We start from the raw sequence: 25,852 nt of genomic DNA, 5'->3' as shown, positions 1-25,852 counted from the left end.
ACAAAAAGTACACCACTATATACGTGGTGTACTTTTTGTTTACTTGTGCTTTCACTTTTATCACTGTTTTTTTACATCTTTTTTACTTATTTGTTTGTTTTAATCTATCTAATAAAGCAAATAAACTCCAATAACCATTTATTAAATCTTCATTTGTATTTCCATTCAAAGCAACGCCAAAAGTAGTACCTTTATAATAACCAATAAAATAATCTTGAGCGTGATTTTCAAATGTATTTTGGTAAGTGTGGTTAGGAATAATAAAAGCTGAAATAGCTTTGTCAGACTGCACAAATACAATAGGTATAGAGGAATCTAAATAAAATTGTGAATATTGTTCATCGGAAGCTTCTTGTAAATAATCTTTTGTAATCATAATAGCATCAAAAGAGTCTTCATTTTTTTTATGTAAATCCTGTAAAGTAATTTTTTTAAATTTTATACTTTTGTCTTTAATTAGTGTAGGAATTTCACCTACAATTCCAATTTCTATATTTATTATTTCAGGTTTTTTGACGCTATTTACATCTTCTTTATTTGAACACCCAACTAATAAGAATAAAAAAAGTAAGAGAAAAAAAAGATTTTTAATCATTTACTATCACCTTTTACATTTTTTTATGCCTTATGATAAAATTTCTTTAAATAATATTATCATATTGAAAGGATTGAGAATATGAAAAAAATATTGTTATCGCTTTTAATAGTAGTTTCCATTTTTGGTTATCAACTGATGTTTTCAGGAAAAATCGCAAATGCACAAGAGAGTTCGAGTTCAATTGAAAAATTATTGATGGGACATCTTTAAGTGAATCCGATTTAGAATCTATTCGTGAAAACGACGAATATATGATAGAACTTACATATGAACAGGCTTTAGAGAGAACGGCTGAAGTTTCTGGGAAGTCAATAGAAGAATTAAAAATGCAACACCCTCCTTATAGTTTCAGAACTCAAGCAGCTTGTGGTTGGATGGAAACAGCAACAACACTTTCTGTCAAAAGTTACAGACCACAACTAATTGTTATCGTTGAAACTTGTCGACACGGTTCTTTTGGCTGGGTAACTCAAAAACAACCTTTTTTACAAGAGTTTAAAGCGGGTAGTAAAAAATTTGACGGAACAATTAAAGTAGATTTGGATAACACAGGATATACTTATGTAGTAGATGGTTCATTCTATGATCACGGAACAGTAAGTCATACTGGTACTACAGGACTTGATGCAGTATTTACTGCAACTTATGCTGTATCTTATGCGAGCAATTGGTATGGAAGCCTTTATACTGGTCTTCAGTATAAAAGAATAATTAAATAAAATTCCGTAGCTTTTGCTACCCTCAGACTGTTGCTTTTTTCACTTTTTCAAAGACACTAAATATATTTTTTGACAAATTGAATATAGGTCATCAAGAACACTCTTTCAATTAAGCGGCTTGCTATGTACATGTAGCAAGCTTTTTTTATATTCATTGCTGCAAAAATTAGCACCTCCCGCAACGGAAATCAACAATGGTAGTCGACTTTATCAATATTTTAAATAAAAAAAGGACTGTAGACAATCTCGAAAATCTCCGAGTTTGTCTACAGTCTTGCCGCAGTGCTCCCTTAGAGCATTGCAGTTTTTTTATGAAAGCTAATCTTATAGCGCTTTTACTTTCGCTACAACATTTTCTACTGTGAAACCGTATTTTTCCATTACTAATTCGCCTGGTGCAGAAGCGCCGAACTTGTCGATAGCAAGAACGTCTCCTTCGAAGCCAGTGTATTTATGCCAACCGAATGATGCACCCATTTCGATTGCAAGACGTTTAGTGACAGCTTTCGGAAGAACGGATTCTTTATATGCTGCATCTTGTTTTTCGAAGCGATCCATTGATGGCATTGACACAACTGCTACGTCCATACCGTCAGCTTTTAATGCTTTTTGTGCTTCAATTGCAAGTGAAACCTCTGAACCTGTAGCAATTAAAATGGCATCTGCCACTTCTTTAGAAGCAGGTGATACAGTGTAAGCTCCTTTTGTAACACCTTCGCGAACTGTTTCGATTGACGCGTCAAGCACTGGTAAGTTTTGACGAGATAATACTAAGACAGTTGGTGTGTTTTCAGAAGATACAGCAAGCTCCCATGCAACTGCAGATTCATTTGCATCTGCAGGGCGTACTACAGAAAGATTTGGCATTGCACGTAATGAAGCTAAATGTTCGATTGGTTCATGCGTCGGACCATCTTCCCCTACAGCAATTGAGTCATGTGTGAATACATATGTCACAGGAAGACCCATTAATGCAGAAAGACGTACAGCAGGACGAACGTAATCTGAGAATACGAAGAATGTTCCGCCAAAGACGTTTAGACCACCGTGAAGTGCCATACCGTTCATTGCTGCGCCCATTGCAAATTCACGCACACCGAACCAAATATTGCGACCAGCATAATCGTCTGCTGAGAAATCGCCTGCGCCTTTCATCGTTGTTTTGTTTGAGCCTGCAAGGTCTGCTGAACCACCGAAGAACGATGGTGTTTTCTTTGCAATCGCATTAATTGCATCACCTGAAGATGAACGTGTTGCTACAGATTTACCTGCTTCATATACTGGTAATTCTGCTGCAAAATCTTCTGGTAGCTTACCATTCATTGCATTTTCGAATTGAGCTGCTAATTCAGGGAACTCCGCTTTGTATGCTTCAAATTTCGTATTCCATGCTGCTTCTGATTGTGCCCCTTGCACTTCAGCGGCTGCATTGAACGTATCGTATACTTCAGCAGGGATTTGGAATGGCTCATGTGCCCATTCGTATGCTGCTTTTGTTAATACAACTTCATCAGTACCTAGTGGCGCACCGTGAGAATCAGATTTACCTGATTTGTTCGGTGAACCGAAACCGATTACTGTTTTCACTTCAATCAGTGTTGGTTTGCCAGTAGATTTTTTCGCTTCCTCGATTGCTTTGTTCACAGCATCTACATCTGTACCGTCAGCAACCTTTAAATAGTTCCAGCCATATGACTCAAAGCGTTTTTGTACGTTTTCAGAGAATGATTTTTCTAAATCACCATCTAATGAAATATCGTTTGAATCGTATAAGACGATCAATTTCTCAAGTTTTAAGTGACCAGCTAATGAAATGGCTTCAGCTGCAACACCTTCCATTAAGTCACCATCGCCACAAAGTGCAAATGTATAGTGATCGACAATATCATGTCCTTGTTTATTATAAGTAGCTGCTAAATGACGCTCTGCCATTGCCATACCAACCGACATGGCAATACCTTGTCCAAGAGGACCTGTAGTTGCCTCTACTCCAACAGTATGACCGTATTCTGGATGTCCTGGAGTTAATGAATCCCATTGACGGAAGTTTTGAATTTCTTCCATTGGAAGGCCGTAACCTCCAAGGTGAAGTAGGCTATATAAAAGCATAGAGCCGTGACCTGCTGAAAGTACGAAACGATCGCGGTTATACCACTTTGGATTAGCTGGATTGTGGCGAAGTTGTTTTGTCCAAAGCGTGTAAGCCATTGGCGCTGCCCCCATCGGTAAGCCTGGGTGACCTGAATTTGCTTTTTCAATTGCATCAATTGACAATGTTCGGATAGCATTAATCGCTAGTTGATCCGCATGTTGAGTCATTATGTTGTGACATCCTTTCTCGTCCTATATATTGTTCTACTACAGTTTAGTAAACATTGTCTTAGAAAACAATGCTTTTGTTATACTATTTAAGATTTATGTCATACTTTATCATCGTTCTGTAACTTGCAATTAAAAATGTAAGAACGAACAACGAATATTATCTAGCAATAACAATAGAAAATTGACTTTTCTAGCACTCGATTAAATGTGACATATTAATTTAAGAATTTATTTTTTTTCGCTTGTTTTACCTTTTCAGGTGTAACATCATTGCCTTCTTCATCAACAATTTTAACATTTTCAATCGTATCACGCATTGATGCTCTAAATGTATCTAAATATTCTTTGCGAAGAGAAGTGCGTTCTTTCGCCTCTTCCTCAGTTAAATTGCCTGCTTTCGCTTTTGCTGCTAATTCATTAATTCGGTTAATTTTTTCTTTTGATAACATTGTTACACACCTTTCAATACCTTTATTACTTCAGTATGCAAAGTATAGCATGGTTTCCCTTAAAATGCAGTTATACCAACCCTTAAAAACACTTCTTAGCCATAATTTACATGACTTCCAGATGTTAGTCGTGTATAACTAATTATACAAGGAAAAAAATATACAATTTACTGGAGGGAAATAAGGTGAACATTACAACTAAGCGATTACATATCCGCAAATTTGAATCACATGATTTACCAGCGGTTTATAGCTATATGTCCGATAAAACGGTAATGCACTACATGCCTGAAGGTGTTCTCTCTGAAGAGCAGGTACAAAAGTTTATAACTGATAATAGCGGAGAGCAAGCACAACATTTTGCTATTGTTTTACATGATCAGCAACAAGTCATTGGTCATCTAGTTTTCCATCCCTACTTTGGCGAACATACATATGAAATTGGTTGGGTGTTGAATCCTGCCTTTTATCGTCAAGGCTATGCTTCAGAAGCAGCGCACGCCCTATTGGATTACGGGTTTACCAAAATGAAGCTTCATAGAATTATTGCAACTTGCCAGCCCGAAAATATTGCCTCCTACCGTGTGATGGAGAAAATCGGTATGCGCCGTGAAGGATACTTTAAAAAATGTATTCCGTATGGTGACGATTGGTGGGATGAATACTATTACGCTATTTTACAAGATGAATGGCTAGCTTAAATGGAAAATTAATTCATACTATCTATCTTATTCAGGAGCGTTTTTACCCATAAAAAAAGACTAGCAGTGCAAATTAATTGCCCGCTAACCTTTCTTGATATTCTTGATATCGCCTATGTACGGTTGCTTTACTTACATCGAAGCCAAGACCTCTAAGTGTCGTAGCAATTTCCTCATAAGTAAAGCCCCGATTGCGAAGCTTCACAATTTCTTCTATCGGCACTTCCTTACGCTCCTGACCATTCGGATTGCCGCGATTGGAAAGGTTGTTTTCAGGACGATAGCCATTTTCTACTGCACGGCGCATGCCACGACGAATTTTCGCATTATGGATTTTACGTTGATATTCCTCAACAATCGCTAAAATTTCGAGCAACATCGTATCCATCTCATTTAATTGTACTGGCCCTGCATCACGCATGGAAAAAACATCTGTTTCAGTTTTTTGCAATAAATGAAGGACAGCCATTCGTGCATTACCACGCCCTAAACGTGTTTCATCCTGCACAAATAATGCATCTATTTCTTTTTCTTTAATAAAATCGAGCATTTCAAGCAATCCTTCGCGCTCAACATCATACCCACTATGCTTATCCAAAAAAACATTTTTCACATCGTAGCTTTGTTCTTTAGCATACCGCAGTAATTCCTCTTGTTGTCGCTCCAATGAAGAACTTTGTGTCTCTTTTTCGGTACTCACACGGCAGTAAATAACTGCCGTTTTTTGTTTATTCATCATCTTTCACTTCTCGCAATTTCAATTGAATTGGTGGGTATCTTATTGTCACCCACTACTGGGATAACGAGTGATTTTCCTGCAACTATTTTCACGCTATGTAATTCGTTCTCGGCTTTCACAAGTTTTATCCAGTCATCCGTACCCATTTTACCACGGTATTGCTCTGCTAACGACCATAAGCTATCGCCATGTTCAATATTAATTTCAGTGTAAGTAATGTCTCCAGGATCAGTTATCACAAGATAACCTGCAAAAAGTAAAAATGCGCCTAATAAAATTGAAATATGTGTATTTTTTTTAAACCAATTCATTCATCATAACCCCTTTTTAGAATGTTTGTTCGGAATGTATGTTCTTATGATAAAGCGAACAGACGTTTTTGTCAAACACTTTTCGAACCTATGTTTGCATAAGTGTTCGCATTCTGCTATACTATTTAGTAAGAAGATAGTAAGAAGAATGATATAAAAAAAGAGGTGAGCAATCATGAAAAAAGTTTCGAAAAGACAAGAGGATATACTAGCATTTATCAAAGAAGAAGTACGTGCAAAAGGTTATCCGCCATCTGTACGTGAAATTGGTGAGGCAGTTGGACTTGCATCAAGTTCAACGGTTCATGGACATTTAGCTCGTTTAGAACAAAAGGGCTTTATTCGACGAGACCCTACTAAGCCACGTGCCATTGAAATTTTAGAGCCAGAAGATTCGATTCAAAAGCAAAGCGTCATCCACGTACCGCTTGTTGGTAAAGTGACAGCTGGATCACCGATTACAGCCATCGAAAATATCGACGAATATTTCCCTTTACCTGATATTTACGGTACTAGTGAAGATCAGCTATTTATGTTAGAAATTATGGGTGAATCGATGATCGAGGCTGGCATTTTCGATGGAGATTTAGTCATCGTTAAACAAAAAGCAACAGCTGATAACGGTGATATTGTTGTCGCAATGACAGAAGAGGATGAGGCAACCGTTAAACGCTTCTTTAAGGAAAGAAATCATTTCCGCTTACAACCAGAAAACGCTACAATGGAACCAATAATTGTAGACCAAGTTTCGATTTTAGGACAAGTTGTCGGCTTATATCGCCGTGTACATTAAGGCATTCTCATACTTAGCAAACAAAAAAGAGAAGCACTCACGCTTCTCTTTTATATTTTAAGCTCTCACTAGTGAAGGCGGCAAAAAGCTTCTGTGCAGCTAAATCGCCTACAATTGCTTGTTCTTCAGGATGCCACTGTACTGCTAAACAAAACGGGTATTCTTCATGAACGAACGCTTCGATTAGACCATCGCTCGATTTTGCTGCAACGATTAGCTTTTCTGCTAATACATTTACAGCTTGATGATGAAAAGAATTCACAGCAATTTTTTCTTCCTCGATAATTGATTGTAACAACGTATCAGGTGTTATCTGCACATAATGTGTTGCTACACCGCGAGCTGCTTGTTGCGTATGTTTTAACAGCTTACTACTATGATATTCGCTATCAATATCTTGGTACAAAGTTCCACCTAGCGCAACATTAAGTATTTGCATGCCACGGCAAATCCCTAAAATCGGCATTTTCCTCGTAAAGGCTGCATGAATTAAAGCAAGCTCGACCTTGTCACGTTCTGGATGTATTTGTCCGAGCTTCGGTAATGGCTCAGCGCCAAATTCAAATGGATGAACATCATGCCCACCAGATAATAATAAGCCATCTGTTAGCGATAAAATTTGTGCTACATCCTCCTCTACCCCAAGTGGAATAATAAGCGGAATGCCACCAGCTTCAATAACACTTTTGCTATAGGCTACATTCAATCTTGACGATAAATCATCCTCTGCAAATGCTGTAATACCAATAATCGGTTTCATCCATATCCCCCCTTACCATAATCCTACATACCAATCAATAATGACATCCCCATAGAAATACACGATAACTGCCGCTAAAGCAATGGATGGTCCAAATGGAATCGGCGTTTTCCGCCCTTGTTGTCGTACTTTAAGCACGAAGATGCTGACAATCATACCAATTACCGCTGCTACAAATAATGTCAATAATGTATTTATTGTACCAAGTACAAGTCCAAGTAAAAAGAATAATTTAATATCGCCACCACCCATACCACCGCGTGATACAACAGCAATACAATATAATATGCCAAAGCCAACAACGGCACCTACGATACTATCCCACCATGGTGTTACAGGCGATAACACTCGCCCTATAGCTAATAAAGGTAAAAAAAACAAAAGCACTTTATCAGGAATAAGCATATACGCTATATCCGAAACAACAAGGATTACTAATAATGAAATGAATACTATCGCTACGAAAAACTCCTCACTAAAGCCCAGTTGCCAATATGAAAAGGCAAATAATACGCCTGTGAGCAACTCCATTAGCGGATAAATCCAGGAAATTTTTTGCCCACAACTCCGACATTTACCTGCTAAAAAAACATAAGACAAAACGGGCACTAAATCAATTGCGGTTAGTTGTCTTTGACAGCTTGTACAATGCGATGGCGGCTTAACAATTGACTCCTTTAGCGGCACACGTAAGCCTACAACATTAAAAAATGATCCAAAAACTAGTCCAAATACGAATACTAGTATTGTATAAGCCATTTCCATTTTTATTGCCTCCTAAACTAACATAGCGCCCATACGTTGGAGTATGCGCGCCATTACATCATTGTTCACCCTCATAATAGAAGGTTGTTACCTGAACGGTAGCTTTAATGGATGAATCTGCATCCTCCTCAAATACAACCTCTTCCCCAGTTAAGGTAATATCCAATGTGTCGATCTTCATCACACGTTCAATTTTTTCAATTTCCTTTAAAAATTCAAGCATTGTCTTCGTATCAATAGCGATGACATCAATACTAAATGTCACTAGCTTCAACTCTGCTGGTAATGATTCTTTAGCAATAGTAGAGGTTGGTAGTACATTGTCCCCTTCTTCACTATCTGCTTGCTCGCTATTTTCAGTAGGTTGTTGTGCTGTGACCGCTTGCTCCTCATTTGCTGGCGAGTTTGGGTCAATAATCGAAGAGTCCATCACGAGGGAATCATAATTATTAAATTCTACAGCTTCAACCCGTGTTCCTGTTACTGCTTCTATTTCTTCGATATTTCGGATGACTCCTTCAATGGCACGGGTTTGAGGTACCTTTTTACGCAAAGATAGCACACTTGCCCCATGTGATGGCTGTACCGTATCTAATGCCGTAATTTGCTCCTGGATTGTTGCAATTTCTTGTTGCAGTGCACGAACGTCTCGATCCTTCGCCTCTACCTCTTCCAATTTAGGTGTTAATAGATAGTAATAGAGTGCAAATAACAGTGCTGCGACTAATGCGGTAAGCAGAAGAATCGCTGAGTTTTTGCTGCTTGTCATGATTCTCTACCTCCAGCCAAATAAATAAAATCAATTGCCAACGTGATGGTTACCGAATAACGCGGTATTTCCTGATATTTATCTTTCGAATTACTTTCGTTTTGCTCTCCAATCGATAACTCAAAATTTTCAATTGTTCCAACTTGAATATCCGTGAAATAAGGGCTTACGTTTAGTTTATCAAGATAGTTTGAAATAGCTGACATCGTTTCAAAATCTGCGGTAATTTCTATATTTGTTTCACCAAATTTATAATTACGTAAATATGTCTGCTCTGGTAACAACGCTTGCGTCTCATCAATTAATGGTGTCACAGGATAAGAGACATGATGAACAAATTGCACCGATTGCTCAAGCGAGCCTGCGTTCATATTTCGTAAACCATCTAATTCGATTTGTAGCTGCTCTTGCTGTGACGTCAACTCTATTTCCTGTGCATTTAATGTCGCTACCTCGCCTCTCGCCTGAAAGTATTGAATTATCATGAATGCTAAAACGATACTAACGAGTACAATAATGACTATATATAACAGTATTGGGGCTGATTTCTGTTTTTCTAAATTCGGTAAGAGGTTTATTTCAGGTACCATCAGTGCACCTCCTTCAAAGCCAGCCCTATGAGACTCGCAAACTTCTCTGAAAATTGAGGGAATGATTTTTGCACCATGTCATCATTTAACACAGTAATTGGCATCGTAAAATTATTACTTAAAAACTCAGTAATCGTAGGCAATAAAGGATTATCGCCTAAAAGGAAAATATCATCTACACTTTTCTCACCTTTATGTAACGAGAATTTAAAAAAGTTCATAATACGATCAATTTCAAGAATTTGATCCGTTAGTGTTAATTGATAATTGTCTTGATCATCGATTAAATGAAATGAGTAGCTAAACTCTTCCTGTTCTTTTGGTTGCCATTTTGCTAAGTTTGTCTCAAACGATTGATAGCGTAAAAACTCTAGTTGCCCGTACGAATAAATGCTAATCGACAATTCGTTTATCGACCAATCGGCTATTAAATAAGTTCTGTCCATTTCAAGTAAATTCATATGCTCTAATAGACGAATATTACACAATGCTCGAATATCGGCAGCTTGCGGTTCTAGCGAAACATCGAGCAACAAGCCAATCGTTTTATTTACTTCTTCTGATGGAGCCGCAAATAACATCGCTTGTCCATCATTCGGTGTTGGATCATACACATCTATAAGGGGCTCGTGAAATGGTAAATGAATCGTTTGCCCAAGCTCCATTTCCGCGTAGCTTTTCAACTCTTTTGACTCCACATCATGCGGATGCTCAAAGCTTTTTAGCAACACAGAAGTATCAGGCACAAAAATACGCGCATTTTGCTTTTTGCCTGCCCATTTAGCAACATGCGTTTTCATCATTTCAAACAATGCGATTTCATCATTAATGATGGAACCTTCGACTATTCCTTGCGCCAATGGCAACTCATAGCCCTTCCACTGCGATGGATCAGCACCTTTTGCCACAAGCGCACGCAAAACATAATCCTTTATTTCAATCGACACATGCGAATTTTTTTTCTTTTTAAACATGTGAAAAGATGCCTCCTTTTGACTGCATGAAGTGTCTAAACAATTAACCATCCATTTCCCAACCAGAAGCGCGGTATTGGCTACGCTTCTGAGTGAGTTGGGAGGGTTAGAAATATATAATTAAGGTGTAGTTGTAGTTGTATGTGTTATTGTTACGTCTTTACCTTCAGGCTTTCCATCATGGTCATTTATATCTTTTAATGTTGCCTTTGTAACTGTAATAGTAATTGAACCATTAGTTCCTGCTGCATCCACAGTGTTTCCACCAGCAGCATATGTTACTGTAGCACTAGTTAATTTACCCTCTGATTCTAAATAACCGTCTTTTTTTAATGTCTCAAGATCAACAGATGGTTTTTTATCATCAGCTGGATTATCAGTAAAATAAATATTTGCCGCATTCATTACATTAACTACATCTGACTTTAATGCTTTTCCACGACTGTTATCAATAATGCTACCAATAGCAGGAATCGCAATGGCTGCAACAATCGCTAAAATCACGATTACAGCTAGTAACTCGATAAGTGTTAAACCTTTTTGGTTTTTTAATAGTTTTTTGTTCAGTAATTTTTTGAACATCGATGTGTTCCTCCTTTAATAATTCAATATAATTAGTGCGAAAACACGTACACCCGTAACGACCTAGCTTTTTTCTCCATCACCTCCTTTAAATCATCAATTGTTTACATACTTTCATAGAGTGCGAACATCGGTAGGAAGATTGCTGCTACAATTACACCAACTACCCCTGCTAAAACGAGAATCATTAATGGTTCGATTAACGATTTTAAAGTATCGACCGAGCGATCGACTTCGTCCTCATAAAAATCAGCTATTTTTTCTAACATGTAATCGAGGGAACCTGTTGTTTCACCGATCGATGTCATTTGTGTTACTAAAGGTGGAAATAGCCAGCTTTTTTCTAATGGCTCTGATAATGTACCACCCTTTTCGAGATTTTCCCGCGCCTCCAAAACAACCTTCCCTACTACTGGGTTGCCTACAACTTTTTCAACAATCGTGAGTGCATGTAATATCGGCACAGCACTACTGAACAAAGATGATAATGTTCTCGTCATCCGAGCAATGACATTTTTTTGCATTAGTACACCAAAGACAGGGATTCGTAGTGCCACATAATTCACATTGTAATGAAAGAGCTTATTATGGTTATAGAAATACCTAAAGAGAAAGACTGCTAACAATAAAATACCAATCACTATATACCAAAATTCAACTAACCAATCTGACACGCTAACGACAATTACCGTTAATAATGGCATTTCTAAATCCATATCCTCAAAAGTTGCCATAAATGTGGGAACGATAAAAATCATTAAAAACATGCCTACTGCGATTGTTAGCACCGACAAAATAGCTGGATATGTTAATGCTGATTGCACTTTTTTCTTTATTTTAAATTGCTTTTCTAACGTTCCTGCTAGTCGCTCTAAAGTATCATCAACATTTCCCGTCGCCTCTCCAGAACGCATCATATTGACGAACATTACTGGGAAAACTTTTGGATGTTTGGCCGCAGCATCTGAAAATGAAGTACCGCTTCGAATGTCCTCTTCAACTTGCTCCAAAGCCTTTTTTAGCGGCTTACTTTTCGTTTGCACACCTAAAATATGTGTCGCTTCAACGATTGACACCCCAGCACGGATAAGCGTTGCATATTGACGACAATAAATAACGAAATCTTGATGTTTCACTTTGCCGCCGAAATTTAATTCTTTATGCAAAAGACTTTTTGACTCTTCTAGTTCTCGTGCATTAATACCTTGCGCACGTAATTTTTCGAGTGCTGCCTTTTTATTGATTGCATCAATAATTCCCTTTTTCTGTGTACCAGTTTTAGTACGTCCGCTATAGCGAAAAACGGTCACTGATACTCACCCGCATTCATATATGGTCTTGCATCCTCCAGTGAAATTTTCCCCATGGCAATTAACTGCTGCATCGAGGACTCCAATGTATGCATGCCGAGCGCACGGCTTGTCTGCATGACACTTGGAATTTGGTGGACCTTTTCATTGCGGATTAAGTTCGCAATAGACGGTGCCTGTACTAATATTTCAGTTGCTGCAATTCGCCCCTTTGCATCTTTTCGAATAAATAAACGCTGCGAAATAATACCTACTAACACATTGGCTAACTGTACACGAATTTGTCCTTGCTGATGTGGTGGAAAGACATCAATAATACGATCAATCGTTGTTGGCGCACTACTTGTATGCAATGTTGCCATCACTAAGTGACCTGTTTCAGCGGCTGTAATAGCAGTTGAGATTGTTTCATAGTCACGCATCTCACCGACTAATATCATGTCAGGGTCCTGACGTAGTGCAGCACGCAAACCATTGGCAAAGCTTTGTGTATCGACACCTACTTCACGTTGATTGATGACCGATTTTTTATGTGTATGTAAATACTCAATTGGGTCTTCAAGTGTAATAATATGCTTTGATTTTGTTTCATTAATGTAGTCAATCATCGCCGCTAGTGTTGTCGATTTCCCAGAACCTGTAGGACCTGTTACTAAAATAAGTCCCTGTGGTTTTTCAGCAAGCTGATACAACACTTGAGGCATATTTAACGATTCAATGGACGGAATTTTTGCTTCTATTAAACGTGCGGCGATTGTCATTTCATTTCGTTGATGATAGGCATTTACACGAAAACGACATTTCCCGGGCAATGAATAGTTAAAATCTGTTTCACCTTTAGTATGAAATTCTTGTCGTTTATGTTCAGGTAAAATAGCTTCCACCATCGTTTGTAATTCTTCTGAAGTAAGCGGTTCAGTTCCGTAATGCTCCAACTGACCATGGATGCGATATACAGGAGGAATACCTTTTGTTAAATGTAAATCTGACGCCTTTTCCTCAAATGAACGTGTCAATAGCTCTTCTATATTTCTTGATGTTGTCATCATTCGGTTCACATCCTAGTCTGCATTTGCTACACGTAATACTTCAGAAGTTGTCGTTTGTCCTTCAACCACTTTTAACAATCCATCTGCTAGTAACGTGTAATAGCCTTCTTGTTTCATATAGTCACGAATAGCACTATCTCCACTACGATTTAAAATCATCTCTTTAATCGTCCGATCGATTGGTAAAATTTCATGGATGGCCATACGCCCGCGATACCCAGTTTGGTTGCATGAAGGACAGCCCCTTCCACGTCTGCCATGTGTTACCCCTTCAATGCCGTTTTTCTGCATGATTTCTAATTCGTGATTCGTAAATGCATATGTTTCTCCACAATCACGACATACTTTACGTACTAACCGTTGTGCCATAATCCCGACTAATGATGACGATAGTAAAAACGGCTCTACCCCCATGTCCTGCAAACGTGAAATGGATTCCACCGCACTATTTGTATGCAATGTACTTAACACTAAATGCCCTGTTAAGGACGCACGCACAGCAATTTGTGCAGTCTCTAAATCTCGTATTTCACCAATCATTACTATATCTGGGTCTTGGCGCAAAATAGAACGTAATCCAGTGGCAAATGTTAGCCCAACTTCTTCTTTCACTTGGATTTGGTTAATGCCATCGAGCTGATATTCCACAGGATCTTCTACTGTAATAATATTGACGCCCTCTTCGTTCAAGTTACTTAAAGCAGCATACAGTGTAGAAGACTTACCTGAACCCGTAGGACCAGTGATAAGCATAATGCCATTCGGATGTGCAATCATTTTACGGAAAAATGCTTCGTTACGCTCTGTGAAGCCCAACTGATCTATTGAATTTGCGACATTGCTTAAATCCAAAATACGCATGACAACTTTTTCTCCATAAACAGTTGGTAGCGTAGAAAGTCGAATATCCACTGGCTTGAAATTGACATTTGTTTTAATACGTCCATCTTGTGGAATACGATTTTCTGTAATATTTAAGTTGCCCATAATTTTAATACGAGCTAAGACAATATTTTGCATATGCTTAGGCAAAGACCGTTCCGTTCTCAACACACCGTCTACACGATAACGAACCCGTAAATCCGTTTCCTGTGGGTCAAAGTGAATATCACTTGCACGCTGCGCAACACCATTTGCAATAATTTGATTGACGAGTCGCACAATCGGTGAATCTTCACGTTCGATTTCTACTTGTGTTTCTCCAGCAGTCGTCCCAATATCTTGCAATGCCGCTTCCATTGACTCCTGTAAATCATAATATTTCGTAAGTGTTCGATATAAATCATCTTTTGCAGCAATACTTGTTTCGATTTGACAGCCCGTTGCCATGCGGACCTCTTCAATTGCAAAATAGTCCATCGGGTCAGCCATCGCGATAAATAGCTTGTTTTTCTCCCGTCGAATTGGAATAATATTTGCACGTTTTGCTAGCTCCGCGGGCACGAGTTGAAGTAAATCAGGGCTTATTGAATATTGATTTAAATGAATATGTGGAATGCCTAATTGAAACTCTAGCACCTCGATTAATTGTTGCTCTGTTAAGATATTTTCTTTAATAAGAAAATCCCCTAACCTTTCTTCCTTTGTTTTCGTCGTAAGAGCATATTCTAACTGCTCATTCGTAATAACTCCCGATTCAACTAGTAAATCTCCTAGACGTTTACGCCCTGTTCTTACAGCCATTCGCATATGCTCCTCTCATTACGGACTTGTTTGTACAAAATTACCGCCTTTATCGTAGTAACCATAAACAATTTCAGGATCATTCGTAGTTACTGGCGTTGTTGTGTTTGATGAAGTGTTGCCATTTGTAGATGGAGGTTGTACAGGTGAATCTGCCAACCCATCCCCATCTAAATCCACCTGTAAATCCGCATCATTGGAAGTATTACTTGTTCCATCACTGACATCAGGTTGTCTAGAAGATTGAACGACAATTCGATTGATTGGTGCGTAGTAATCACGGCTCACCAATTCTTCCTTAGAAATGCCGTTTTCCACGATTGAACGGTATACTTCTACTCGCACACCCTCTTGTCCATTTTGAATAATCTCTTCTTGTCCCATGGCTAAGTCTTTAGAATAACGAGTAATGATTCTCGGCTGTACGATTTTATCTTTACTTACACGAACTGTAATCTCTTTTTCTTTGGTTTGAGCTAATAATTCTACTTTTAATGTGTCATTTTCAATCATTAGTTTTAATTTAGTCGGTTGGGTAGCATAATTGATAAATTGCAAATCTTTATTTAATACACTATTGACTGCTGCATCCAAGCCTTGCTGTAAATAGTCCATCTTTTTGTCTTGTGCATGGCGCTCTAAAATCTCAAATTCTGTTTGTAGTACCGTATGATAAATTAAAGAAGCTACAAAATTTACCCCTTCACTATTAGCTTCCTCTACTTTTTCTCCTAAAACGTTTAATAATGAGAACGGCTCATTTGGAGCAATAATGTAGTCATTTAACGTATTTACTAATGCTAAAACACCTTTTGCATTTGTCGGTATTTGCTCGATTGATAATGCCAATCGCTCTGCTTCCATAGAAGTTGTATCTGCAACGGTTGCTTCAATGCTATGTTTATTTAAATAAGATGCTTGCGCTATAACTTCATTTAAAGTCGTTTCTGCCTCCCATACCCCCATCGATTCAAGCTGCTTTATCAGCTGCTCGTCCCCTATGACTTGTAAAGGAAGATGAACTGTTCGTTTTCCTTCCCAGAAGGCAAACCAAGGCTTATCCGTTAATGTGCGATATTCAGCTACCGAGCTTGCGACGTCAAATACTAACATTTTTGGATCGACTGTTGCTGTGACACCTCCACCTTCAACAGTAATCGGTGTATCCTGCCAAACACGAATAGCTTCTTGTATAGCTACCTCCATCGCATCTTCATCTAAATTTTTTACTAGTACGCCCCCAATCGTGGAGCCATCACCTTTTGCTAGCGCACGATCTATGATTAGGTTCGGAAGCCATATAGCTAACAGCACAACTATTCCTACTATTATCGCACCCAACTTCAAATATAATTTCATAGCCTCACGACCTTTACTAATTTATTGAAAAAATGAATGTCTATTATATTACTAAAAATCATTACTATATATCTATATTTTTATAATACTACAAAATCTACCTGTTTGAATATATCTTTTAACCTAAAAATTGTCACATTTTTGTACATTATATATACAAAGTGTGTAATTTCATTCATTTCATTATATTGTAAATGTGTTTTTTAACCTATATAATTAGGCTGAAACTACCTATCAATCTGTAACATAACGGAATTTTTGGATAAAGCACTCTTTAATCGAGGTGAGTAGATGAAAAGGATAAAATCTCAGCGAGGATTTTCTTTAATAGAAGTTGTGGCATCTATTGTATTAATATCTATTATTTTATTAAGCTTTGCTCAAATTTTCGTTCAAGCAAATAGTACAGCAAACATTAATAATGAAAAGTTAGTTGTTATTAATTTAGCCGATGCCTATTTAGAAAGGTTAAAGGCTACAGGACTTGAAGAAAAAAGGATTACTACACTAGAAGATTATTTTAAAGATTACCCGAAAACAGTAAAAATAATAGACGATTCGAAATCGCCTACCTATACAGTGAGCATTAAACCGTCAAATACGAATGTAATTTCGAATGCTATTACAACGGAAATTAATCAAAATAAAATTAATATAGTTGTAACAGTAACTTCAAGTAAAAAAATAAATAACAGAGTAATCTCAAGCACCACAGAGGGGTATGTTCAAATTGAAAAAAAATAAACTTGATGAATATGGTTTAACACTAATAGAAGTTTTAGTAACTATAGTATTGACGGTCACTATTGCCATTTTTTCTTTCTCATTTCTTACAAATAGTATAAACACCCAAAAAAAAATAATAATAGAAAACAACATTCGAGACGAAGCTGATTTAATCATGAGTAATCTTGTGAAAAACTTTTATACATTAAAAGAAAACGAAGTACGAAACACTGAGTTTGATGACATTAACAAAAAATATTTGATCTATACTTCAATACTTGAATCTTCCTGCTCAAAGCCAACATCAGTAGAATACAAAAATAATTGTTTAATCACAGGCTTTTCTCCCGCTACTGTCGATGGAAATACAATTATGAAATTGAACATAAAAAATCAAGAATACCTTGTTTCCAATCCCTATATAACGATCCACAAAGATTCATATATAAAGAGCAGCACCAGTACAAATAAGAAAGTAAGTTACCATATAAAATTAGCGCTACAATACGATAATAAAAAGTTTTCAAAAGTATATTATTTTGAAAACCAAATACAAAGTATTCCGGATATAAAAAATTAGTACAAGGAGTGCGCCAATGAGAAAACTACTCAGTAATCAAAATGGATACGCGTTATATATTGTTTTTTGCTTGATTATTATCGTTTCAATTTTAGGTATAAGTTTACAAGTAATTACAACTAGTGGCTACACTAAAAATCATAAAAGGGAAGAGGTCGTTCTTGCCCAAGATTTATCTACCAAAGGCATAGACTATATTCAAACGGAAATTGACACATATTTTAAACAAAAAATTGGCACTACTGGAGTAACTATTTTAGAATTTGAACAAATCCTTAAAGACTCGCTCGAAGATCCAAGTAAGTCTAACTATCTATGCCCTAAAACCATCAATATTAAGGGGAAATTAGGGAATACGAATATATGTATTCAAAAAACCGAAAAATTTTCTGATAAACAAGAAGATCGTTTAAAACGAATCATTACTGTAAAAAGTGAAGGAATTACAAATAAGTCAAATCAACATAATATTAGTTATGCAAAAATTGTAGTTGGCTCTAGTTCAGTCCCAGAGCAACTTAACTATGCCATCTCGACAAATGCAGATGAAAAAGGAAATGGTGGGAATTTATTTCTATTTGGTGGTATTGATGTGCTAGGTGATATAAAAGCTGATGGAGATATTTACTTAAATAAATCTGCTTTTAGTGGCTATTTAAATAGTCCAACTTGGAGAGATAGTACGTTTGCAAAACTTACTGCTGCTGAAGGAAATTCATTTCCAAAGATAATTGTAAATCCTAAAAAAAATATTATCGAAATGAAAAAAAATATAACTGGTACTTCATTTGATAGTTTTATAAAAGCTCCATCTTTGAGCTATTTAAGTAATAACTATACTTTATTTAAAGTTAATGAAATGGATGCAAATGAACAAAGCAAACTTCAAAAATTATTTAAAGACTATAATCTTAGTGAGAAGAACAAACCTAGAGTTATTGTTCAAAATGTATTGCAAGATACAATAAATATTAAGGAGGAAGTGAACCCAAGCGGAAAAACGCTATTAAAAAGCTGCGATAAAAACACTGATGCCTGTAATACCATTACTATAAAAGGTGAAAAAAATAAAAATACAACTTATGGTAATAAAAAAGATTCCTATTATATTAAGGGAAATTTATTAATCGGTCCTTATGCTGGAACAGATAATTTAGAAAATAATCAAAGCAATTATTACAATATTACTTTACAAGGAAAATATTATGTTGAAGGTTATATTGATATTAAAGGTGCTAAATTATATGGCGATGCTACTTTTTACTCTTTAAAAGATATTGATATTACATCAAGTGTTATTAATGGCTACAACGGAGGTACCAATTTCTTCTTTGCAAATGACTTTATAAATATTTCAAATATTTCCTCCGAAACAGCTATTAATAATTACAGTAATATTGATGGTTTTTTCTATACAAAAGGTCATTTTTTAATGTATGGTTTTGGGTCTAATATTAAAATAAATGGAGGAATTTCTGCAAATAGAATTGTCCTAACCGCATTAAGGGGAAAAGCAAATACAGGGGATTTAACTTCTGAATCTAGATTACGTGTAAATTATGATTTCGAAATGATTAAAAAGTTTATCGAAACACGGGATCAAAATACAATAAAAATAACGACAACAACCGAACCAATGATACTAGAAAATTTCTAAGCTATTATTATTAAAAAAATAAATCACAGGCAAACATCTTATGTTAGCCTGTGATTTTTCGTTATTTCCTCAACAACCGCCCCGACAGTAGCATGCCTATTCCACCAATTGCAATGAATAGCACTGCTCTTATTAATAAGTCTAGTGCCGATAAGTCGAAGAAGATAAGCTTTATAAATGCTATGGCAAGTATGGCAAAGCCAGAAAGTCGAAGTATTCGTAAGTGACGCACAGTGCCGAGCCATAATGACAGACTTGCCGATAAGAATAGTGTAACGGTTGTTAGTGCAACGCTAAGCTTCCAATCCATCAGGTCGTTGTAAGCTAGTTGGGACACTAGACCGCAAAGTGCAATCATTGTGAACACTACACTTGCACTGACAATTAGGTCTAAATATTTCGGCATAAGCTGTTGATAAATTTGATAAATGCGCCCCTTCATCAGTAAATCAAGGATAATCGCTACAAATGCTGCAATATAGATTAATCTAGTACCAATATTTAGCCATTCAATCCCTTGTATATTATAAGGAATCACATTAAGCATGAGCGTAACAAAAAGGAAAAACACACCGACGACTGGCGTTAATGCCCTACCTTTATATTTTTCTGGTAGTAATAGCGAGCCGACAAACAGGATGACGATGCCGATAGTCATCATATGTGGGAAATTGCTCACACTTGTAACATAAACACTATCAAGCTTAGCAATATAAGCAAGGAAGTATCCAGCGGTCATAACAGCTAAAATATCAGTCACGTATAAATCCTTCATAATCTTCTCAAAAGTATTTAATGTTTCCTTCTCACGTATTGTATATAGATAAATAATTAATAGGTATACGCCAGGCAGTATTAAGCTAATATGTTCAATGCTAAAAAACGGAGTCGGCTCGTGGACGATATAGCTTAAAATAAGTGCCATTGCAAACCCAAATGAACTGACGATCTTCATTAAACTTGCTCGTAGACGTAAGCTCATCATAACACCTGCAAATGTCATGAATGGTAAAAGTAAATCATCAACCTTTTCTGGTAAATTCATAATCAATACCGTATTACAAAGTGTAATAAATGCGAGTGTTACAGCACTATCAAATGCCTCCTGCCATTTTTGCTTATAGCTATAACCCGCTACAGTTACAAACAAAATACATAGTCCAAGCAGAATTATTTCATTATATTCAAGTCGACTACTGACAAGGTTCAGAAGTAATAAACTAAAGAGCCCTAAACTAAATTGTAGCCCAGCATGAATATGCTTCCATTTTGATTCTGCATTATATAAGCGACACCAACTCAAATAAAAGATTGCAAGTGTAATGAGCAGTCCTATTGCAAAAATTACTCGATTGTCACTATTCATAAACGCTACAATACTTACTGCCATAATAGAGAAAAAGGTCGTGACATAGAGCGCAATTTTTTGCTTATGCTGAAGAATAACGAATTGCAGCATTGTAAATAGGATGATGACAAAAAATAATATAATGAACGCGCTAAAATCCATGTACTCTAGTAAATAAGGTAGTAACAACGAGGTAAAGGCTACAAATAAAGTTAGCACCTCATTTTTCTTTAGGTAGCTAATAGCTATCCCATAGACAATAAACACAAAGGCGATGAACAATGCTAAAGTTAAACCTAATACCTCGTATAAAATAGCACCAGCGGCAGTTGTTAAAATTCCTACGATAAATGCTCCACCGTATAAGGAAATAGTTACGGCTGGTGATGCCTTCTTTTTATGTTCTAAAACATAAGCTATAGCCCCTAATGCGATTGATAATAAATAAGCGAGGATGATTTTCACCTCGTTCGATAAGTAGCCATAATCACTAACTAGCTTGAGCCCCCATAACACGCCCAGCACTAAAATAACCATAAATACTTTCGGGAGCGCCCACATAATTTGCTCCTCAAATGAACGCTGTGGCTGAACATTTGTTTTCGGTATTTGTTTCGGTGTTGGTGTAGGCTTTGGTGTTGGTAATGCAGGTTGTACAGTGATGGATCGGTTCACATTTTTTACAGTTGTCTTTTGTTGTGGTTGTTGTTGCTTTAACACGTCCATTTCCTGTCGTAACGCTTCCATTTCCTTTTCAAGCTTAGCGATTCGCTGCTCCATTTCAAGCGACAAGTTAATCATCCCCCTAGCTATTAGAATTTTCTTACATTATATCATATTCATTCTATTGTAAAATTACACTTTTTACATGTAATGAATGCTTATCTTGGTCTGCGATACATTAAAGCACGTTCACTATCACTGGTGCCACTTGTAGTCGGGTCCACAACAACCCCCATCAATACAAGAATCGATAACACTGTATTCAATATGGATGTTAGTTGCTCGCTCATCCCGCTAGTTAAATCAAAGCCGAACAAAGCTCCTACTTGTTGAGCGAGTAGTAGCAGCATGGAAAACAACGCTAATACAAACGGCTTATGCATAAATCGTACCTTCCAGTTAATTCTCATATTTCCTCACCTCCCCCCTTCCTCACTACAGTATATGCGCCTTTACAATTTGGCACATATGCAAAAATATAGCTTTAGCAAGACGAATTTATGATTTCATCCCAATAAATTTGTCGTATCAATTTCTATCAATATAGTTACAGGTTTATCGGCGATTTGCCCGAGCTTATCAGCGATTTACATTGTTTTATCGGCGATTGGAACCAGTTAATCTTTGATTACAGCCATTTCTATGAACGAAAATATACAGCATGACATAATATAGAAATGAACTATAGAATAAAGGGTGATGACAAAAATGTCTTACAGTGAAAGACCTGAAGTGTGGGACGAAGAAGGAAGGGATATTGATCGTTGGGAAAATGACGGTGGTCGAAGTCATGTGATAAAATAAGGCATTTCCAGCCTACCACTTGTCTGCATTACAGAAGTAGTGTATCTAAATGGGCTGTCTATTTTTTAGCTAGCCCATTTAGATTTGTTTCGAATATGTATGAATTAAAAAAAGAGATGAGCTATTGATAAATAGCGTCATCCCTTTATTTTTTTCTTATATGTCATGAATTCGTAAAATCTTCCCTTTTTGTGTTTAAGCAATTACTCCTGAAGACAGGAGGATTATCCACATTGAAAAGACAATACAAATGACCTTTATTTTAATTACTACGCGCGCCAGTAAGCAGAGAGAGCATTCTTCAATACTTTCTTTTCACCTTGTTCAAAAGACTCTAATATTAAATTTTTTTCAAATTCATTGATGTTTAAAAGCGATATTTTATTCTCTTTTAAAAGGTCTAAAATGTTACGGTTTTTTTGAAGATATTGAGTAATTTCTAACATGTCCTTCACCTCATCTAAATGTATTGTTTGAATATTTCAACATTTTTTGTTGGATAAACTTCTTTTAATAAATCTAGTGCAAGATTAAGATATTTAGATTGCATTAGATGCACGTAAACGTGTAATCCAGAATCTACAATCTGCTGTTTAGTTATGCAAATCTTCGTACTTGCCTCCCTCTGCTGTCTATAATACAATCGCAATTCGTCAAATGCCGAATCTTCGAATTGTAATAGATATAGTAATGGCAAGGTTCTTTTTTTGACTTGTAAATCTCTTTGTGAATTTAATAAGTCGTGATAATCATTTTTTAATTGGGCAACAATTGCGATATAGTACGCACTCATTTCAAGCTTTGATGTATACTTTCCAGTCGCTAATACTGCTCCAAGGGTTGATGAAAGTGCGATTAATGAACCTGATTTCTTTTTAACAACATCTATATACATTTCTTCAGATGTTATCTCGTTCATTAAGTCATGATGCTGTCCGTCGACCGCTTGTAGTAAGTAATGGCAAAATAAACGGGTAACCTCTCTTTTATAAGGTATCTCAAGCTTTTCTAGCTCCAACAATACGATACTTACTATAGCTGTCGAAGCATTCAGCAATATGTTCCCATCTATTCCCCACTTTGATTCATCACCGTCTTCAATATCATCAACGATATCTGTAAAAAGAATCCATAATTCTAGAAGATTAAAAACTTCTTCTATCGATTTCGTTAATGTGCCACCATTCATTTGAAAATGCAATTTACTTAAATCACTGAAATCACCACCTTCATGTTGATCTAATAAGTCGTTTAAACAGCGATTAAACTCATCTGATAGTTGATAATTATCGACAATTATCTTTAATGATTGCTTCATTTCCTCCATCATTCACCCTACCAATTAATTATTTTATTGAGATTTCACCTTAAGTCTTCTAACGATTAAAATGGTCGGTTAACAAAGTAAGATATCTAGGTAATGGACAACAGATTATACTTAGCATATAATTCTATGTCTCTCCCAATAACGTGAAAGCGCTTACTAAAGTGACCTGAAAAATACTAAACATGCATGAAATTGAACTTCCATATGTATCATTATTGTTAAACTAGCAGAATAAAAATAATGTGTCTTCCATGTCCATCCGTTATGATGGTTCTACTTTTCCTACTAATAATTAGTATATCATATATCCTTAAAATGTAAATATATACATATTTTAAACTATTATCATTTTAAAACCAATTATTATTAAAATTATGTATTATAATACCAATTTTCTTCATTGAATCCATATTCATGTTACGAAGTACGTTCAAGTTATAGAATCATGAGTAGAAAGTCATAAAAAAAGCGTTCAACAAAATTGTTGAAACGCTTTTTATTTATATTAAGTCTTCAATTAGTATGCACGTGCAAACCAAACAGTATGCTTTGCTTCTTTCCCACAATGGATGCAAGTGTCCTTTGTTACTGGTGGATTGAATGGGATATTACGTGTTGTGAATTTTGTCTCTTCTTTTACGTTTTCTTCACAAGCATCGTCTCCACACCAGCCTGCTAAAATCCAACCTGGAATTGTTTCATTTTGTTCAGATTGTGCTAAATGTTGCTTTAACTGCTCCATTGAATCAATATGTGTATGCGAATTGTTCGCACGGAAAGCTTTTGCTTTTTCGAACAGACGTGTTTGCATCGTTTCAAGCTCTGTTTCAATGCTTTCAACTATAGTTTCTAACGCTACAGAAACTTTCTCCTCTTCATCACGGGCTTTCATTAATCCTTGTTGATTTTCTAAGTCACGTGGTCCTAATTCAATACGTACTGGTACACCTTTTAGCTCCCACTCATTAAATTTATAGCCTGGCGATTGATCTGAGTCATCAAGGCGAACACGAATTCCTTTTGCTTTTAACGCTGCAAAAATTTCATCTAATTTCTCGATAATAGCAGGGTTCTTTTTCCATGGTCCAACAGGAATTAATACCACTTGCGACGGTGCAATCTTTGGTGGTAAAACAAGACCTTGCTCATCGCCATGCACCATAATGACAGAGCCGATTAATCGTGTCGATGTACCCCAAGAAGTTGTATGGACATAAACATGTTTATTTTCTTTATTTAAATATTTAATATCAAATGCTTCAGCAAATTTTGTACCTAAGTAATGGGATGTACCTGCTTGAACAGCCTTTCCATCCTTCATCATTGCTTCAATAGAGAAAGTATCAACCGCTCCAGCAAAGCGTTCAGATGGTGTCTTTTGTCCATCATATACTGGAATTGCTAGTAATCCTTCTACAACTTCTTTATAAATCGCCAACATTTGCATTGTTTCTTTACGTGCATCTTCTTCATCAACATGAGCAGTATGGCCTTCTTGCCATAAAAATTCAGAAGTACGGATAAACGGAAGTGTTTTCTTTTCCCAACGGAATACATTTGCCCATTGATTAATTAAAACTGGAAGGTCACGATAACTTTTTATCCAATTTGAATACAAATGTCCAATCATTGTTTCAGAGGTTGGACGTAAAGCCAAGCGCTCCTCTAACTTCTCACCTGCCGCTTCTGTGACCCATGGAAGCTCTGGAGAAAATCCTTCGATATGATCCTTTTCCTTTTGAAAAAATGATTCTGGTATTAACATTGGGAAGTATGCATTACGGTGACCTGTTTCCTTAAAACGCTTATCCATCTCCGCTTGAATGTGCTCCCATAATTCATAGCCGTCCGGTTTAAAAGCAATACAACCACGAACTGGCGTGTAATCCATTAAATCTGCTTTTTGAATTGTCTCTACATACCATTTTGAAAAATCGTTTATTTTTTGAGCCATCTTCTTTTCCTCCTATGTTTTAACTAATAAAAAAAGCATAAAGCATCCTCATAAAGGACGTCTTTACGCTAATTGACGTGGTACCACCTTAGTTCGACTTAAATAGATAAGCCCTCTAAACGTTTGTAACGAAACGACTCGGTTAGTTGTTAACTGACATCTCCGTGGTAGGTTTCAATAAGAAGAGGTGATATAGCTCTCAGCCTAGGCTATATTATCTGTTTCACAATACTTATTTACTTGATCACATCATCGATTTA

The 25,852-nt window shown here is 36.5% G+C and carries 26 protein-coding genes and 1 other annotated feature (1 of these 27 running past the window's edge); of the genes, 6 read left to right on the top strand and 20 right to left on the bottom strand.

Features of this window, described 5'->3' with window-relative positions; genetic code table 11:
- Window positions 1–82: 82 nt before the first annotated feature.
- Window positions 83–595, bottom strand: a complete 513-nt coding sequence (locus tag FH508_RS06565; RefSeq protein WP_173478229.1) for a hypothetical protein — start codon at window positions 593–595, stop codon at window positions 83–85.
- Between the two features lie 254 nt (window positions 596–849).
- Here FH508_RS06565 and FH508_RS06560 point away from each other — a divergent pair, with 254 nt between their 5' ends.
- A complete protein-coding gene (locus tag FH508_RS06560) occupies window positions 850–1,317 on the top strand; it encodes a hypothetical protein (RefSeq protein ID WP_173478228.1) in 468 nt (155 codons plus the stop codon).
- Window positions 1,318–1,641: 324 nt separating this feature from the next.
- Here FH508_RS06560 and tkt read toward each other — a convergent pair whose 3' ends face one another.
- Window positions 1,642–3,636 (bottom strand): transketolase, encoded by a 1,995-nt coding sequence (tkt, locus tag FH508_RS06555; RefSeq protein WP_173478227.1) that lies wholly within the window; start codon window positions 3,634–3,636, stop codon window positions 1,642–1,644.
- Between the two features lie 218 nt (window positions 3,637–3,854).
- Window positions 3,855–4,088, bottom strand: coding sequence for a DUF896 domain-containing protein (locus FH508_RS06550; protein WP_173478226.1), 234 nt, complete (start codon window positions 4,086–4,088; stop codon window positions 3,855–3,857).
- 185 nt (window positions 4,089–4,273) lie between these two features.
- Between FH508_RS06550 and FH508_RS06545 the strand changes: the two genes are divergently transcribed.
- Window positions 4,274–4,789, top strand: coding sequence for a GNAT family N-acetyltransferase (locus tag FH508_RS06545; protein WP_173478225.1), 516 nt, complete (start codon window positions 4,274–4,276; stop codon window positions 4,787–4,789).
- 73 nt (window positions 4,790–4,862) lie between these two features.
- Here the strand turns inward: FH508_RS06545 and FH508_RS06540 are convergent, their stop codons facing one another.
- On the bottom strand, window positions 4,863–5,528 hold the full coding sequence (locus tag FH508_RS06540; RefSeq protein ID WP_173478224.1) for a YneB family resolvase-like protein: 666 nt from the start codon (window positions 5,526–5,528) through the stop codon (window positions 4,863–4,865).
- Window positions 5,525–5,839, bottom strand: coding sequence for a cell division suppressor protein YneA (locus tag FH508_RS06535; RefSeq protein WP_173478223.1), 315 nt, complete (start codon window positions 5,837–5,839; stop codon window positions 5,525–5,527). The genes FH508_RS06540 and FH508_RS06535 overlap by 4 nt, the downstream gene beginning before the upstream one ends.
- 175 nt (window positions 5,840–6,014) lie before the next feature.
- Here FH508_RS06535 and lexA point away from each other — a divergent pair, with 175 nt between their 5' ends.
- The gene (gene lexA, locus FH508_RS06530; protein ID WP_173478222.1) at window positions 6,015–6,632 is read left to right on the top strand and encodes a transcriptional repressor LexA; all 618 of its coding nucleotides are present in this window, start codon (window positions 6,015–6,017) and stop codon (window positions 6,630–6,632) included.
- A gap of 37 nt (window positions 6,633–6,669) precedes the next feature.
- On the opposite strand, the gene FH508_RS06525 is transcribed toward lexA, so the two are convergent.
- The 10 genes from FH508_RS06525 to FH508_RS06480 form a co-directional block, all read right to left on the bottom strand.
- Window positions 6,670–7,392, bottom strand: coding sequence for a gamma-glutamyl-gamma-aminobutyrate hydrolase family protein (locus FH508_RS06525; protein ID WP_173478221.1), 723 nt, complete (start codon window positions 7,390–7,392; stop codon window positions 6,670–6,672).
- Window positions 7,393–7,404: 12 nt separating this feature from the next.
- Window positions 7,405–8,157 (bottom strand): prepilin peptidase, encoded by a 753-nt coding sequence (locus FH508_RS06520; protein WP_173478220.1) that lies wholly within the window; start codon window positions 8,155–8,157, stop codon window positions 7,405–7,407.
- A 58-nt stretch (window positions 8,158–8,215) separates the two neighbouring features.
- Window positions 8,216–8,926 carry a potassium transporter gene (locus FH508_RS06515; RefSeq protein WP_173478219.1) on the bottom strand — a complete coding sequence of 237 codons (711 nt, stop codon included), beginning with the start codon at window positions 8,924–8,926 and terminating at the stop codon, window positions 8,216–8,218.
- The gene (locus FH508_RS06510; protein ID WP_173478218.1) at window positions 8,923–9,516 is read right to left on the bottom strand and encodes a PilN domain-containing protein; all 594 of its coding nucleotides are present in this window, start codon (window positions 9,514–9,516) and stop codon (window positions 8,923–8,925) included. Before FH508_RS06510 ends, FH508_RS06515 begins: the two co-directional genes overlap by 4 nt.
- Window positions 9,516–10,490 (bottom strand): type IV pilus biogenesis protein PilM, encoded by a 975-nt coding sequence (gene pilM, locus FH508_RS06505; RefSeq protein ID WP_173478217.1) that lies wholly within the window; start codon window positions 10,488–10,490, stop codon window positions 9,516–9,518. The genes FH508_RS06510 and pilM overlap by 1 nt, the downstream gene beginning before the upstream one ends.
- 120 nt (window positions 10,491–10,610) lie before the next feature.
- A complete protein-coding gene (locus FH508_RS06500) occupies window positions 10,611–11,072 on the bottom strand; it encodes a prepilin-type N-terminal cleavage/methylation domain-containing protein (RefSeq protein WP_173478216.1) in 462 nt (153 codons plus the stop codon).
- Between the two features lie 104 nt (window positions 11,073–11,176).
- The gene (locus tag FH508_RS06495; protein ID WP_173478215.1) at window positions 11,177–12,382 is read right to left on the bottom strand and encodes a type II secretion system F family protein; all 1,206 of its coding nucleotides are present in this window, start codon (window positions 12,380–12,382) and stop codon (window positions 11,177–11,179) included.
- Window positions 12,379–13,428, bottom strand: a complete 1,050-nt coding sequence (locus tag FH508_RS06490; protein WP_173478565.1) for a type IV pilus twitching motility protein PilT — start codon at window positions 13,426–13,428, stop codon at window positions 12,379–12,381. Before FH508_RS06490 ends, FH508_RS06495 begins: the two co-directional genes overlap by 4 nt.
- 15 nt (window positions 13,429–13,443) lie before the next feature.
- Complete coding sequence (locus tag FH508_RS06485) at window positions 13,444–15,114, bottom strand: GspE/PulE family protein (protein WP_173478214.1); 1,671 nt, start codon at window positions 15,112–15,114, stop codon at window positions 13,444–13,446.
- An 18-nt stretch (window positions 15,115–15,132) separates the two neighbouring features.
- A complete protein-coding gene (locus tag FH508_RS06480) occupies window positions 15,133–16,473 on the bottom strand; it encodes a VanW family protein (protein WP_173478213.1) in 1,341 nt (446 codons plus the stop codon).
- 291 nt (window positions 16,474–16,764) lie between these two features.
- Here FH508_RS06480 and FH508_RS06475 point away from each other — a divergent pair, with 291 nt between their 5' ends.
- Genes FH508_RS06475 through FH508_RS06465 form a run of 3 tightly spaced genes read left to right on the top strand, consistent with a single transcriptional unit; the run spans window position 16,765 to window position 19,436 of the window.
- Window positions 16,765–17,217 (top strand): type IV pilus modification PilV family protein, encoded by a 453-nt coding sequence (locus FH508_RS06475; RefSeq protein ID WP_173478212.1) that lies wholly within the window; start codon window positions 16,765–16,767, stop codon window positions 17,215–17,217.
- Window positions 17,204–17,779 (top strand): PulJ/GspJ family protein, encoded by a 576-nt coding sequence (locus FH508_RS06470; RefSeq protein WP_173478211.1) that lies wholly within the window; start codon window positions 17,204–17,206, stop codon window positions 17,777–17,779. The genes FH508_RS06475 and FH508_RS06470 overlap by 14 nt, the downstream gene beginning before the upstream one ends.
- 16 nt (window positions 17,780–17,795) lie before the next feature.
- Window positions 17,796–19,436 (top strand): hypothetical protein, encoded by a 1,641-nt coding sequence (locus FH508_RS06465; protein WP_173478210.1) that lies wholly within the window; start codon window positions 17,796–17,798, stop codon window positions 19,434–19,436.
- 61 nt (window positions 19,437–19,497) lie between these two features.
- Here the strand turns inward: FH508_RS06465 and FH508_RS06460 are convergent, their stop codons facing one another.
- The 5 genes from FH508_RS06460 to proS all read right to left on the bottom strand — a co-directional run bounded on the left by FH508_RS06460 (window position 19,498) and on the right by proS (window position 25,592).
- Complete coding sequence (locus FH508_RS06460; protein ID WP_228134418.1) at window positions 19,498–21,585, bottom strand: DUF2339 domain-containing protein; 2,088 nt, start codon at window positions 21,583–21,585, stop codon at window positions 19,498–19,500.
- Between the two features lie 80 nt (window positions 21,586–21,665).
- The gene (locus FH508_RS06455; RefSeq protein ID WP_173478208.1) at window positions 21,666–21,917 is read right to left on the bottom strand and encodes a phage holin; all 252 of its coding nucleotides are present in this window, start codon (window positions 21,915–21,917) and stop codon (window positions 21,666–21,668) included.
- Between the two features lie 663 nt (window positions 21,918–22,580).
- Window positions 22,581–22,757: a competence pheromone ComX gene (comX, locus tag FH508_RS06450; RefSeq protein ID WP_173478207.1), complete on the bottom strand. Its 177-nt coding sequence runs from the start codon at window positions 22,755–22,757 to the stop codon at window positions 22,581–22,583.
- Between the two features lie 14 nt (window positions 22,758–22,771).
- Window positions 22,772–23,629: a polyprenyl synthetase family protein gene (locus FH508_RS06445; protein ID WP_228134417.1), complete on the bottom strand. Its 858-nt coding sequence runs from the start codon at window positions 23,627–23,629 to the stop codon at window positions 22,772–22,774.
- A gap of 526 nt (window positions 23,630–24,155) precedes the next feature.
- The gene (gene proS, locus FH508_RS06440) at window positions 24,156–25,592 is read right to left on the bottom strand and encodes a proline--tRNA ligase (RefSeq protein ID WP_173478205.1); all 1,437 of its coding nucleotides are present in this window, start codon (window positions 25,590–25,592) and stop codon (window positions 24,156–24,158) included.
- A 50-nt stretch (window positions 25,593–25,642) separates the two neighbouring features.
- Window positions 25,643–25,852: a binding site (T-box leader), on the bottom strand (it continues 2 nt past the right edge of the window).

It is taken from the genome of Lysinibacillus sp. CD3-6, from assembly GCF_006351725.2.
In the GTDB taxonomy this organism is placed as follows: domain Bacteria; phylum Bacillota; class Bacilli; order Bacillales_A; family Planococcaceae; genus Lysinibacillus.
This window is presented reverse-complemented; position numbering and strand designations above follow the sequence as displayed.